The 13,645-nt window shown below is 42.7% G+C and carries 13 protein-coding genes; 10 read left to right on the top strand and 3 right to left on the bottom strand.

Going from position 1 to position 13,645, the window contains the following annotated elements:
- Positions 1 to 146 precede the first annotated feature (146 nt).
- Positions 147 to 1,325, top strand: a complete 1,179-nt coding sequence (gene malE, locus IX91_RS17925) for a maltose/maltodextrin ABC transporter substrate-binding protein MalE (protein WP_004746004.1) — start codon at positions 147 to 149, stop codon at positions 1,323 to 1,325.
- A gap of 49 nt (positions 1,326 to 1,374) precedes the next feature.
- Here malE and IX91_RS17920 read toward each other — a convergent pair whose 3' ends face one another.
- A complete protein-coding gene (locus IX91_RS17920) occupies positions 1,375 to 2,271 on the bottom strand; it encodes a LysR family transcriptional regulator (protein ID WP_004746008.1) in 897 nt (298 codons plus the stop codon).
- A 145-nt stretch (positions 2,272 to 2,416) separates the two neighbouring features.
- Between IX91_RS17920 and IX91_RS17915 the strand changes: the two genes are divergently transcribed.
- The 9 genes from IX91_RS17915 (at position 2,417) to IX91_RS17875 (ending at position 12,102) form a co-directional block, all read left to right on the top strand.
- A complete protein-coding gene (locus tag IX91_RS17915) occupies positions 2,417 to 4,048 on the top strand; it encodes a glycoside hydrolase family 13 protein (protein WP_004746009.1) in 1,632 nt (543 codons plus the stop codon).
- Positions 4,049 to 4,285: 237 nt separating this feature from the next.
- Complete coding sequence (locus IX91_RS17910) at positions 4,286 to 5,191, top strand: LysR family transcriptional regulator (protein WP_004746010.1); 906 nt, start codon at positions 4,286 to 4,288, stop codon at positions 5,189 to 5,191.
- Positions 5,192 to 5,296: 105 nt separating this feature from the next.
- Positions 5,297 to 6,496: a carbohydrate porin gene (locus IX91_RS17905; RefSeq protein ID WP_236642965.1), complete on the top strand. Its 1,200-nt coding sequence runs from the start codon at positions 5,297 to 5,299 to the stop codon at positions 6,494 to 6,496.
- A 61-nt stretch (positions 6,497 to 6,557) separates the two neighbouring features.
- Positions 6,558 to 8,210, top strand: coding sequence for an alkaline phosphatase D family protein (locus IX91_RS17900; RefSeq protein ID WP_004746014.1), 1,653 nt, complete (start codon positions 6,558 to 6,560; stop codon positions 8,208 to 8,210).
- 47 nt (positions 8,211 to 8,257) lie between these two features.
- The gene (locus IX91_RS17895) at positions 8,258 to 8,695 is read left to right on the top strand and encodes a hypothetical protein (RefSeq protein WP_004746015.1); all 438 of its coding nucleotides are present in this window, start codon (positions 8,258 to 8,260) and stop codon (positions 8,693 to 8,695) included.
- A gap of 81 nt (positions 8,696 to 8,776) precedes the next feature.
- Positions 8,777 to 9,421, top strand: coding sequence for a hypothetical protein (locus IX91_RS17890; protein WP_004746016.1), 645 nt, complete (start codon positions 8,777 to 8,779; stop codon positions 9,419 to 9,421).
- Positions 9,422 to 9,538: 117 nt separating this feature from the next.
- Entirely contained in the window at positions 9,539 to 10,219 is a 681-nt protein-coding gene (locus IX91_RS17885; RefSeq protein WP_004746018.1) for a heavy metal response regulator transcription factor, read from the top strand.
- Entirely contained in the window at positions 10,212 to 11,561 is a 1,350-nt protein-coding gene (locus IX91_RS17880) for a heavy metal sensor histidine kinase (RefSeq protein ID WP_004746019.1), read from the top strand. Before IX91_RS17885 ends, IX91_RS17880 begins: the two co-directional genes overlap by 8 nt.
- A 178-nt stretch (positions 11,562 to 11,739) precedes the next feature.
- Positions 11,740 to 12,102, top strand: a complete 363-nt coding sequence (locus tag IX91_RS17875; RefSeq protein ID WP_004746020.1) for a DUF3316 domain-containing protein — start codon at positions 11,740 to 11,742, stop codon at positions 12,100 to 12,102.
- A 47-nt stretch (positions 12,103 to 12,149) separates the two neighbouring features.
- Here IX91_RS17875 and IX91_RS17870 read toward each other — a convergent pair whose 3' ends face one another.
- Positions 12,150 to 12,761, bottom strand: coding sequence for a DsbA family protein (locus IX91_RS17870; RefSeq protein WP_004746021.1), 612 nt, complete (start codon positions 12,759 to 12,761; stop codon positions 12,150 to 12,152).
- A 91-nt stretch (positions 12,762 to 12,852) separates the two neighbouring features.
- The gene (locus tag IX91_RS17865) at positions 12,853 to 13,644 is read right to left on the bottom strand and encodes a LytR/AlgR family response regulator transcription factor (protein ID WP_004746022.1); all 792 of its coding nucleotides are present in this window, start codon (positions 13,642 to 13,644) and stop codon (positions 12,853 to 12,855) included.
- Position 13,645 lies beyond the last annotated feature (1 nt).

Here is a 13,645-nt window from a genome sequence, read left to right as displayed (position 1 = left end):
CTCTATTGCGCCGATTTCTTTGAACACAAGCACACCTTTACCGTTTGATATAGCTTTTTTCTATACATTACTTTCGATAATCTATTTTCTCATAAACTGGATGAGAGGTAGCCTTGTCTTACAGTTAATGACATGGATTGATAGTGATGAACAAGTTCCTGAAACCTCTTTCTATTTGTACTCTGGCAGTATTGGCTTCTAGCCCTGTTATGGCGATGACCGAAGGTGAAATCACGATTTGGATCAACGGTGATAAAAGCTACGAAGGTTTAGCTGAAATTGGTAGACAGTTTGAAGAAGATACTGGGGTCAAAGTCATTGTTCAGCACCCTGAATCTTTAGAAGAACGATTTGAAAAAGTCGCCGCGAAAGGAATGGGGCCAGATATTATCATTTGGGCACATGACCGATTCGGTGGCTATGCAGAGGCTGGCCTTCTAAAGGAGCTCAATCCTAGCCAAGAATTTAAAAACAAACTCATCGATTTCAGTTGGGATGCGGTCACGGTTAACGGCAAGATTATGGGTTACCCAATCGCCATTGAGACACCTTCGCTTATCTACAACAAAGACTTATTGCCTGAGCCGCCAAAAACATGGGAAGAGCTCGCCGCTATTCACAAAAACATGGCAGAGCAAGGTAAACAAGCCATTATGTGGGACGTAAAGAACGCCTACTTTACTTGGCCAATGATTTCGTCGGGCGGCGCGTACGCATTTGAAAAGATCGAAGGCGGCTATAATGGCGCAAAAACCGGCGTGAATAATGAAGCGGGTATTAAGGGACTTCAGTTTCTTGTCGACATGGTGAACCAAGGCGTCGTCAATCCCGATATGGATTACTCAGTGTCCGAAGCTGCCTTTAGCAAAGGTGAAGTTGCCATGACGATTAATGGCCCTTGGTCTTGGGGTAACCTTGATAAAATGGGGCTTAACTATGGTGTGGCCGAGCTTCCAACCCTAAATGGCGGTAAGGGCAATCCGTTTGTCGGCGTCCTCAGTGCCGGTATTAATGCTGGGAGCCCAAATGAAGATTTAGCCGTCGAACTATTAGAAAACTACCTGTTCGTAGATGACGCGTTAAAAATCATGAATGACGACAAACCGCTTGGTGCCGTCACACTAAAAAGCTTCCAGAAAATCCTAGAAAGCGATCAGCGAATCAAAGCAACAATGACCAATGCTGAAAATGGCGAGATCATGCCTAACATTCCTCAGATGACCGCTTACTGGTTTGCCGAAGGAGCTGCAATTGACAACGCAATGCAAGGAAAACAAACCGTAAAACAAGCGCTTGATACGGCAGCGAAGCAAATCATTAAATAATCACAACTTACTTTCTTCTTTTGACTTGTTCAGTCCTTTTGCCGAGAGTTTAACTCTCGGCTTTTTTTATGATTAAATCGATTAGGGCTTGAGTCGGAGTGGTAAAGTCACCGACCTTAGTGTAAATCCCTACCTGACCAAGCTGCTTTTTGTTTAGCCATAACAGGGCCAAACCTTGGTTAACAAAAAACGCCTCCATCTCAGAGGTATAAGGCATAATCGCGTTGCTCATTTTAACCATATCAATACTGGCCGAAAGCGAATCTAGCTCATACGTGACTTGAGTATTTTGCGCGGCAACAGTGAACAACTCCGCTCCCTCTTCCGTAAGTACATCGCCATGGCGAGCGTGATCAGGTGTCACCTTAACCAGCGGATAGTCTTTAGCTTTGTCAGCGATATTGGCTTCGCCTCTTAAAGGGTGCTCCGGTCGAACGTACCAAGCTTCACGTTCCTGAAAAAGCGGAATAAAACGAACACGATGACGTGTGTTTATACCTATAATTTCATGACCAACAAACAGGTCAATATCATCGTTAATAAGGTGATGCAGCATAGACAAACCATTGCCAAATTCGATATGCATTGAGCTATTCGGAAACTGTTTTGTGAACTGCTGCACCGCTTCAGAGCCAAAGCACTGCCACCAAGCCTCTCCAATACCAAGCTTAACCTTACCACCGCTTCTGAGCTTCATATCCGACAATTGATGCATCATCTGGATGTGCTTTTCTTGCACCTCCTGAACATAGCGAAAGTACACCCAACCATATTCCGTAAGCTCTACTCCTTTTGACTTTCTGACGAACAAGTCCGCCCCAAGTTGCTCTTCTAACTTTTTAATTGCTGTCGTCAAGGAAGGTTGACTGATAAAGAGCTTATCAGCAGCGGCTTTTATGCTGCCCTGCCGCGCAACTTCATAAAAATAACGATATTGCTTATCCATACTTTCACGCATCCGTTTTCTGAAGGCTAAAGCCTAGCGTTTGGTATTGATTTTTTCTATAGGGCAATTCAAACAATCAATTATTTTTACCTCTATTAGTTCGCTATAGTCTAGTCAGTTAATCAGTTCAGTTAAGGCTTAGAAAATGGAAAAACGTTGGTGGCATGACAGTGTGGTCTATCAGATCTATCCACGCAGCTTTTGTGATTCAAACAACGATGGTATTGGTGACCTTCAAGGCATCATCAGCAAACTCGACTATCTAGATAAACTCGGTATTGACGTTATTTGGCTCTCTCCTGTTTATCAGTCACCAATGGACGACAACGGCTACGATATTTCAGATTATCAAGCTATCGCACCTGAATTTGGCTCCATGGAAGATATGCGCGAGCTGATTGCACAAGCTAAACAGCGCAGTATTCGCATCGTCATGGATTTAGTGGTCAACCATACCTCTGATGAACACCCTTGGTTTGTTGAAGCAAAGCAAAACCCTGACAGCGAATATCGAGAGTTCTACATTTGGCGCGACGCCAATCCAGATGGAACACCACCGAGCCAGATCGACTCTATTTTTGGTGGCAGCGCGTGGCAGTGGGATGAAAAGAATCAGCAGTACTATTTCCATCTATTTTCAAAACGCCAACCTGACTTAAACTGGGAAAACCCAAACGTCCACGCCAAAGTGTTCGAGATGATGAACTGGTGGATCGAGCAAGGGATTGGTGGTTTCCGATTAGATGTAATCGACCTTATCGGTAAAGAGATCGATAAAGGCATAACAGGCAACGGTGATCGCCTGCATCCATTACTGCAGAAAATGAACCAAGCAACGTTTGGTGACAAAGACTTACTCACGGTTGGTGAAACGTGGGGGGCAACGCCAGAGATTGCTAAACTGTATAGCGATCCTGCAAGGCATGAGCTTTCTATGGTGTTTCAGTTTGAACACATCACGCTGACTTGGCAAAACGGTGATAAATGGCGACCAGTCCCCCTCGATTTAAACGAGTTTAAGCGCGTACTAACAAAATGGCAGGTTGAGCTAAAAAGCCAAGGTTGGAACTCACTATTTTGGAATAACCACGATCTCCCACGTGTCGTCTCAAAATATGGCTGTGACAAGCGATATCGAGTTGAATCTGCCAAGATGCTCGCCACGACTTTGCACTTTATGAAAGGCACGCCTTACATCTATCAAGGCGAAGAGATTGGCATGACCAACGTTGCGTTTGAATACATTGAACAATACAAAGATATCGAAACACTCAATTTCTATAAGGTGAAGACAGAATCGGGCGTGAGTCATGAGCACATGATGACAGCCATCCATGAAAATGGCCGCGATAACGCGCGTACGCCAATGCAATGGAATGGTGACCATCATGCCGGCTTTACCAATGGTACTCCGTGGATAGAGGTCAACCCAAACTACACAGAAATCAATGTCGCTAAAGCACTTGCCGATAAAGACTCAATCTTCTATCACTATCAGCAACTTATCTCGCTGCGTAAAGCACACCCAGTGATTGTCTATGGCGATTTCATCCCGCTACTGGAAGATCACCCACAACTGTTCGCCTATGAACGCAAGGGGCTTGAAGAGCACATTGTGGTATTTAGTAACTTCAGTGCTGAATCCATCAGTGTTGAGCTACCCAACCACTTGGTTGGTCAGCAGGTCAAGACCTTAATCAGCAACGGTCACTCACTCGAGTCGCTCAGCAATGAAATAGACCTCGAACCATTCGAATCTATCGTAGTTAAGCTCTAGTCAATCGTTTTATAAATTAGTAGGCTATGTAATATCTGAGATGAGTTCAGAAACGCGACGTTTATCAATATCCTAAAACTCATGTTGCAATATTTATATAAATCTATGTAAAAAATGTACCATGATGACCCAATACTAAAAAGTATGACTTACGTAATGTATGGTAGTTGGGGACGACGCGTTTCAAACATCGCTACTCACAGTACATAATCTAGGTTTAAGCTGGCCAGAATTACTATGATTGAAAAAGATCTTAACTTACTAAAGTTTTTGAAGGTGCTGAGTGAAGAAAAGCAAACGGTACTTGCAGCGAAGCAGCTAAAAATTAGTCAGCCTACAGTGAGTGCAATGCTGAAAAAGTTGCGAGTTGAGTTTGACGATAATCTCTTCATTAGGAATAAAAACATTCTAGAACCCACCCCTAGATGTGAAGAAATACTTGCTCAGTTACCCGAGCTATTTGAACGATTAGATAACCTATATCTGGATAAGGACTCATGGGACATCAGCAGTGTGGAAGGAGATATACAGATATTTTTGCCCTCTCCTCTGATTGATATAATCGCTCCCTCATTAGTCAATAAGCTTTGTATTAGTGCACCGAACGCGACAGTTGAGTGCTCTGTTTGGACTGAAAACACCGTACGCCAACTAGAACAATCCCCGAACGCTTGGGGCGTGTGTTATGAGCCCGTTCAAAGCAGTAAAAACCTTATCGGCAAGTTGTTGTACGAAGATAGATTTATGTTGGTAATGCGCGAAGACCATCCTATACAAAACAATCAGTTAAGTGAGGTTTCGCAATACCCTGTCTGCGTAACTATCATTCCTGGGTTTGCCGAAGGTTCTAGGATGGAAATGTTTATTAAACGATATAAGCTTGAGAAGAAGATTAGTGCGAGGGTAAGTAATATGAGTTTAATGTTTGAGCTTTTGCAAGATTCAGACTTTATCGGTTCAACGTCGAGGCTACACACCAAATGCCTTCCATCAGGAATCCGCACTATGGCAACGCCTCCAGAAGTAAACCCAAAAATATTAAACAAAAACCTCTCTTTTTTCTCTAGCCAGAGAAATCGCAATAACCCAATAGCAGACTGGTTATACAAGGAAATAAAAACGATCATCGACGCTTTAGTTTAGCGTTTCAGCAATATGCGAATCAGTTATCCTGATTCGCGCTATCAGCCATTTTATACCCTGCATTTGTTAGAGTTCTCAGCAGCAAAACAAACCTGAGACTCATCAATGACAGTACCAAAATATTCCCTTCCACTTCTTATATCACTCGCTGTGAATAACGCGTATGCGCAAGATATCTTAGAAAGAGATCGCCTTCTTGGAGATATGGGCGGGTTGAAAAAAGAGACCGAGAGCTTAGGCGTATATTTTGATGTGGAATACACTTCAGTATTTCAGGCAGACAATACTGATGACTCAACAAATACCCTTCTTGGCAGACTTGATCTGAAGACGACACTTAATCTCTCACAGATGGGGTTATGGAATGATGGCAGCCTGCATTTTCAGGTACAGGCACATCATGGTGAAAACGGTCAACGCGGTTTTGTTTCCAGCCCATACATCCACTCTAATACAGCTGGCTTTATGGGAGATGATCTATTTCTTTCTTCTTTCTATTACCTCCATCATTTTGAAAGCGCCAGTTTATTAGTAGGTAAAATTGATGCCTTTGAACTACTTAAAGATGGCACATTCTATGGTGGTGCTGGGCGATATGGCTTCATGAATCTCGCTTTTTCTGCTCCTCCGAGCGGCATCATTCCACCCGCATTTCTGGGTGCGATGGTTAACTGGAAAACAGACAAACTTGACTGGTCTGCCATGGTTTTTGACCCCAAAAATCGCTACTCAGAAGATAGCTTTTCAAACCCGTTTTCTGATGGTGTTGCCGCGTCTATTACTGTCTCACATACACGAGAGCTCTTTGGACGAACCAGTAATTTCAGTGTTAGCGGTTCCTATTCAAACTCAGAGGGGAAAGACCTTGATAGATTGTTTGATAGAACCGCTAAAGTAGATGGCAAATATAACTTCCGAGTGCAGGCTTCCCACAATCTGTTCGAATCAGAAAGCAACCCGGCTCATTCATGGGGAGTGTATGCCCGCGCAGCAACTGCCGATGGCAACCCCAATGCTCTTGAAAGTACGTTTACTGCTGGAATAGGTGGAAAGTCATTTATTGCGGACAGGCATCAAGATCAGTGGGGAATTGGTTACTTCAAGAACAACGTTTCAGATGAACTACAAAGTTCATTGCAGATCGAACAACTCCCCTCAAGTCTGGAAGATGAGAATGGAGTGGAGATCTACTACAGCTACGCATTGACTCCTGCTGTCAACATCACGGCAGACGTCCAATACATCGAATCGATGGACGATACAAGTAACCTCTTATTTGGGCTGCGAACCAATATTCGTCTATAGACTAAAACCAGAAATAACCCTTTATTTTACATAAATAAACCAATTAACTTCGGAGTTTGACATGAGCAATTCAACTATTGATATTGGCAGACGTAACCTACTCAAAGCAGCAGGAATTGCAGCGGGTTCTACGATCATAAGTAGCTCTATAGCTGGTAATGCAATCGCTCAGGATAATAGCACTGAAGCATGGAACGCTGGTGATGTTAAGCACATTATTCCTACAGCTAATGCTGATCGTTTTTTAATTAAAGTCTCGTTTCATAGCAGGCAAAAGAGCCAGCCATATATGGCTATAAACGGCAGAAAAATCCCAGGTAAACAGAGCGATCCCATCGGACGATTCTGGCAGTTTGACATTACCGACCTGAAACCAGATACCCAGTACAAGTTACAGCTTGTCAATAGCGGTGGTACGGTTTTATGTGACTCCTGGCCACTGAAAACATTCCCAGCACACGGTTCAATGCCTGAAAAAGTGAGAATACTTGCCTACACCTGTGCTGGTGGTGATGACAATATGTCTCCAATTCCAGGCAAAACTAGCTGGCTTAACATGGATGTGCGCAAACACTTCTTAGCTAAGGCCATGTCATTTGAACCTGATCTCGTGATTTCTAATGGTGACCATATCTATTGGGATATGAAAACTTTTCTAAACAAAGAGTTTGCTGCCAACTATTTGAAAAACGAGTTCTGGCCTAAGTATGGTGACCCTATTGATTATTCCAGACCTATGCTGTCGAAAGAGAATATCAATACGTTTCTGGCCATATGTGACTACCAAATCTCAGAGCTATATGGAGTGACGCTTCGTTCGACACCTTCGTTCTTCATCACTGACGACCACGATTACTTTGAGAATGACGAGTACACGAACGATCTTGCCGTTATGCCACCAGACGACTACGGGTTAAGCGCCAGACTGGAAACTCAATCCCTCTACTATCCAGAGTTTTTGCCTGATGCCAACCAGCCGGAGTGGCTGCAAGGAGCGGATCACCGAAATATTGCTGAAGGTTCAAACTCAGTATTCGGAACCATACGTTACGGTGACCTAATCGAAGCGGTTCTCTATGACTGCCGCCGATATGCAGACTATAAGGGGAATCATGCTCAGTTATTGCCTCAGTGGACGGAAGACTGGCTTATTAACAGAACCCACTCTGAAGATACGAAGCACTTTATGCACTGTCCTTCACTACCTTTTGCATACTCTAGCGGAAAGTTAGGAGACTGGTATCCGGATGCGTTAGATGCCCAGGCAAACAAACTCGTATTGTACAAACAAAAGCAAGGCTGGCAGGCAGGTTGGTTCGCTCAGCACCAACGATTAATTAAAGCTCTTTCAGCTCAGAAGAAACGCACCCCACTGATTGTTCAGGGAGACTTTCATGCCAGTGCAGCAGGTAGCATTCATCGTAGCGGTAGTCTGGATTTATCAGACAATCCAGTTCATGTAATTACATCTGGCGCGTTGGGAACCGGAGATTTAGGATTCCCATCGTTTATCCGCAGCATTGAAAGTCAGGCGTCGGGAATGATTGGTATAAACACAGCTCTACCACCGACGGAAAAGAATGGTTTTACCATCATGGATATTACGCCAGAAAAAATCACATGCTCTCTATACACCTGGAGACCACCTCAGGACGTTCGAGAGATAGACACGATGAAGCCGACCATTGTCTACGAAGTTCCAGTAAAGGCTTAACCTAAATGAGCGCCCTAAGAATCAGGGCGCAACTCAGGAACTCAACTATGCACATCGATTACCGCTGGATTTTGGGCGCATGCCTTACACTATTAGCAATGAGTACCTCCGCCAAGACTTACGACTCAGTGGGCGCTCTAGAGCAAGCATTAAGTGAGTGTCAGGATCACGCGACTAGTACTCAAGCTACTTGCCTTTCTGAAGCAGTAACCAGTGATGGCCTTAAGCAACAAAGGCTGGCTCAGGAAATCTACTCATGGCAAGAAATAGAAAAAATTGTTTCTATTTTTCCGATATCAACCAATGTCGTGGTGGAAAATTTACTAATAAATAAGTCCGTAAGGCTAGCAACAAGAGATCGCATGGCAATCATCAACTTACAGATTTCAGTAGACCACACAAAGTACAGAGTAAATAAGTTTTCGTTGGTAAGTGGAGAGTCGTCAATAATGGATAATGTCTGTGGTAGTAGTTGCCATAGTTGACCTAATAACAGGTGTAATCAGAAGCATTCCACCTACCTCACATGGCTAGGGTATATTGCCTGCCATACTAGGAAAAAATTCATGATAAAAAAATATTCAATTATAATATCTGGTCTGTTATTTGCTTTTTCCGTGCATGCTAACGAAACCAGTGAGCAAGATATGTCTGATCCAATGGCGGTTTATACTGGGGGAGAGATCATTGCTGGAAATAAGGGGCTTGGTGCAACCTTTCAATTCGGCCTAAATAAAGGGGATTGGGGTCTATTAGGAAAAATCGAAAGCAAAAACAACTTTGAAAATTACCGTGCACGTTTTTTTGCACCAAACAGAACAACCGGCACAGGTCTTTTTGTTGATGCCGGGCATGATTTTTCTGACCCAAACAAAACCACGAACTATGCAACTGTGGGCTTAATGCAAGCATTTAAGTTATCCGATAAATGGAATTTATATAGCGCTTTGACCTATGGAAAGACTTGGGAAGCGAACGACCTGTTTGAAGAAACGGATATTGTAACAAGCGTTAACTACCTGAAATACGATTTTGCAGATCAATTCTACCTTCAACTGGTCCCCCAATATACATATGGTTTGAATGGTGAAGAAACTCGCGACTTATCTGCTGAAGTACAACTTGGGTACAAGGTAAACAAAGACAATATTATATTGCTAAGCGGTGACTCAGATAATAACACCTGGTTGACGTTTCGAAGTCGTTTTTAATTACATAACCCGTAATTGTAAAAATATCGTGGCACCTAATTTTATGGTGCCATTCATTATTTATACATCCTTAATTTAGTGAAATTAGCTTATAACCTGACAATTGAGAGGATGATGATGAAAATACTGATCGTCGAAGATGAAGTAAAGACAGGTAATTACCTAGCTAAAGGGCTATCAGAAGCAGGATTTAATTGTGAGTATTCCCCAGATGGTGTGGATGGCTTGTATAAAGCCACAAGTGAGCCATTTGATTTGATCATTCTGGATGTAATGCTGCCAAATCTCGATGGTTGGCAAGTATTGAAAACCCTAAGAAGTAGTAATATTCACGTCCCAGTAATCATGCTAACGGCCAAAGATCGCGTTGAAGATCGAGTGAAAGGACTGGAAATGGGTGCCGATGACTATCTCTTAAAACCATTCGCTTTTGTTGAGCTCCTTGCCCGAATTCGGAATGCACTTAGAAAATCAACCCCTTTGAACGCAAGCACAACTCTTACCGTTGCCAACCTTTCAATGGATCTCGTTCGTAGAAGGGTCACACGAGACCAATGTGCGATAAATCTTACTGCCAAAGAGTTCGCATTGCTTGAGCTATTTATGAAAAAACAGGGCGAAGTGATGTCTCGTTCGCAAATCGCCTCTTCCGTTTGGGATATGAATTTTGACAGTGATACCAACGTTATTGATGTTGCAGTAAAACGGCTACGTTCAAAAGTAGACAACGACTTTTACCCCAAACTTATCCATACCATACGCGGGATGGGTTACTTATTGGATAACGAATATGAGTAAAAAAAAATGGTTCAACTCGATATCAGGCCGACTCAATGTTTCTTATTTTTGCGCCTCCCTGCTTGTATTGTGCTGTGTTAATACTGTCCTATTTCTTTCAATCGAACATCATTTCTACCAACAGGATCACCATGTCTTGACTCAGAAGTTTGCAACAATTGACAAACTGCGCATAGAAGGCGACTTTATTAGTAAGTTTGGCAGCTTCTTTTCTTCCAGTGAAACCAAGCTTTGGCTAATCTCTAATCACGAGCTGATTTATCGATCTCAACCAGTTCCCCTTCCAAACGACTTCTCACTTGAAAGCCCACTGTTAGAGTGGTCAACTGGCAATAATTACTATAGAGGTCAGCTATTTAAACTCGAAAATAGCCCAGACACATACGCAATCTTAGGTATAGGAATCGACCATCATCGCGCATATCTGCAAAGCTTTGGTCAAGTACTTTTGCTTTCAACCATTATCGCTAGCCTAGTCAGTGGCTTTTTAGGCTTTACAATCGTTAGCAGAGAGCTAGCTCCCTTGAAAAGGCTAGAAGCACATATGCAAATGATATCCACCAATAAGCTCGACATTCGCATCCCTCTAGCTTCATTTCCGAAGGAGCTGCTACCTCTTGTTGATGTAGTGAATCAAATGCTTACTAGATTAGAATGTGAATTTGAAAGGCTGTCTGATTTTTCATCGGATATTGCTCACGAATTGAGAACTCCTTTGGCGAACATGATGACACAAACACATGTAACACTATCTAAAGTACGTTCGATAGACGAGTATCAAAATATTCTAGTATCTAGCTCAGAAGAGCTAAACCGATTGAATAAAACCATTTCAGATATCCTGTACCTAGCGAAATCCGATCACAACCTTCTTATGAAATCTCTAGAAAGGTTAGACTTAGCCAATATGTCTGAAGAGCTTATTGGATATTACGAACTGGCAGGTGAAGATAAATCTTTATCTTTTAAATTAGTAGGCCATGCTGAAGTAGTAGGTGACAGGACGATGATTAAGCGAGCCATAAGTAATTTACTATCAAATGCCGTGAGGCATAGTAATGAAGGTTCAACTATCACAATCAAGATACAGAGGATTAATCTCATAACAGAAGTTTCAATATCTAATGAGGGGGATCCTATTCCCACTGAATCGCTCCCTCATCTCTTCCGTCGATTTTATCGGGTGGACAAGTCGAGAGCTCATTCAACCAGTTCTGGTTCAGGATTAGGTTTGCCTATCGCCCGATCTATTGCTCAGCTACATAACGGTGACGTATCTGTAACATCGGAGCACAACAACACGATTTTCACGCTTTCTTTAAAAGATTTAGAAACAAGTTAAACCCAATCTATTCTGAGAATGTCAAACTCAATGAGCCCCGCTGTAAGTCAACTTTCCTATATCGCTATTTAGTTTGGTCTCTTTTATAAGATGACAAAAATGTCATCTTTGCGACCCTTTTCTGTCAGGTTAGTACCGTTATTATTGCTTCAACTAAACAACACCGGAAACATGCAAAATGAATAAACTATCAACTATCTTTCTTACTTCAGTATTATCCATCGTTAGTACACAGGCACTAGCTCACCCGCTTGAGAGACTTATTGAAAAAAATACTACTCTTTATACAGAAAGCACTGAAAGTAAGGAAAGTGCTTACGAAGAAGCAATGTCAATGCTGACAGAGCTTAAAGCAAGCTCATCTATTGAACTCAAACAGCAATTGGACGTTTATGCCATAAATCTAGTGCATAAGAGCATTAGTTTGGATGAAGGTACATACATCACAGCACAAGAGTATATGAATGAAGAAGGAGAACTTCTTTACAAAGGGGTACTCAATGTAGCTTACCAGTATTTGCAGTTAGAGAGTAACAGGTAGAGTCCCCAATTTTGATACCACTTAGCGAGGCCACTGAGTCTCGCTAATTAGATCAATTGTTCAATCTGGCTAATAGTGGTTTGCGCTGATTGGTAATCCACTTGAAGTTCGACAAGTCCTTCAGCCGTTTGCACAAACAACGATGGGAAGCTATTCCCCCCTATGCTACGAGCAAAATCCAACTCGCGCATGAACTCCTCATTCAAGGTGACCGAGCCAAAGTCGGACTCAAAACGTTCTAAATCTAAACCAATGCTGTCAGCAAGATCGATAAGCACATCGCTGTCACTCGGGTTTCTCGCCTCAAGGTAATACGCAGTTTGAATTGCGGTCAGCATTTGTTTCTCTGCGCTTTGCTTACGCGCAGCTAACACCGCTCGGCAAGCAGGATAAGTGGACCGTCTAGGGACGTTGGTATTCCAGAATTCATAGTTAAATTGAGTACCAAGGAAGTCCTCAATTTTCCTCCAGTAGGAAACAATCTGTCGCTGCATTGCTTCTGGCATGGGGAGATCAGAATCAGGGGCTAAGCCGCCTACTACATACTGTATTTCAATTTTGCCCTCTAAAATTTGGCAAATCTGCTGCCAAACTGGCTTGTAACCCCAGCACCACGAACACATAGGGTCATAAACATAATAGAGTTTGTTTTGAGCCATCCACATCACTCCAGCGAAGTATTGATAGCTTTAAGCATAACTGTTGAGAATCAATTTGCACTATAACGGAATAAGTAAATTTTAAACGAGATCACCAAAGGCTAGTAAACTGACTTTGCATCGCTCGACTGACAGGGAGCTTATCCTCCCCAATCACTACCATCATCTTCCCAGTAATGACTTTCTTTACCTTCTCGACTTTTGAAACGTTCACTATGGTTGAACGATGTATCTGCCAAAAGTTATCGGGGTCGAGTTGCTGGAGCAACTCTTTTAACGATGTCCTAAGCAGATATTCTGCCGTTTTGCCTTCTTCTTTAGTGAATACAGAAACGTATTTATCTTCCGCTTTAAAATAGAGCACGTCTGAGGTAGAGATAAGGTGAATGTCCTCCCCTTTGGTTGCTCTTACCCAGTTTAAATAGCTTGGGGACACTTGATGGCCAAGCTGTTGAATTTGCGAAAGTAACGCTGCCATATCTGGTGAGTTTTGATCTGCCGTCCCTTCGATTCGCTGCTTTACCTTAGCGACGCATTGCTCTAGGCGCTGCTCGGATAACGGCTTTAGCAAGTAATCAATTGCGTTGGCTTCAAACGCCTGTAGCGCGTACTCATCGTAGGCAGTAATAAACACGACTTGAGTTGGGCAATCCATCTTAGTGAGAGCTTTTGCTGCAGCCATTCCATCCAGTTGAGGCATTTTGATATCAAGGAATACAAGATCTGGCTCGAATTGCTCAATCATTTCCAGCGCTTCTTGACCGTTTTTCGCCTGCCCTACAATTTCTAATTGAGGCCAAACATCAGCCAACATCTTGTTAAGGTGATGTCTCAACAATGGTTCATCATCGGCAATGACTGCGCTAACTTCCTTGATTGTCATT

This window comes from Vibrio tubiashii ATCC 19109, assembly GCF_000772105.1.
GTDB lineage: Bacteria > Pseudomonadota > Gammaproteobacteria > Enterobacterales > Vibrionaceae > Vibrio > Vibrio tubiashii.
The sequence above is the reverse complement of the archived record's forward strand: the minus strand, read 5'-3'. Positions and strand labels throughout refer to the sequence as shown.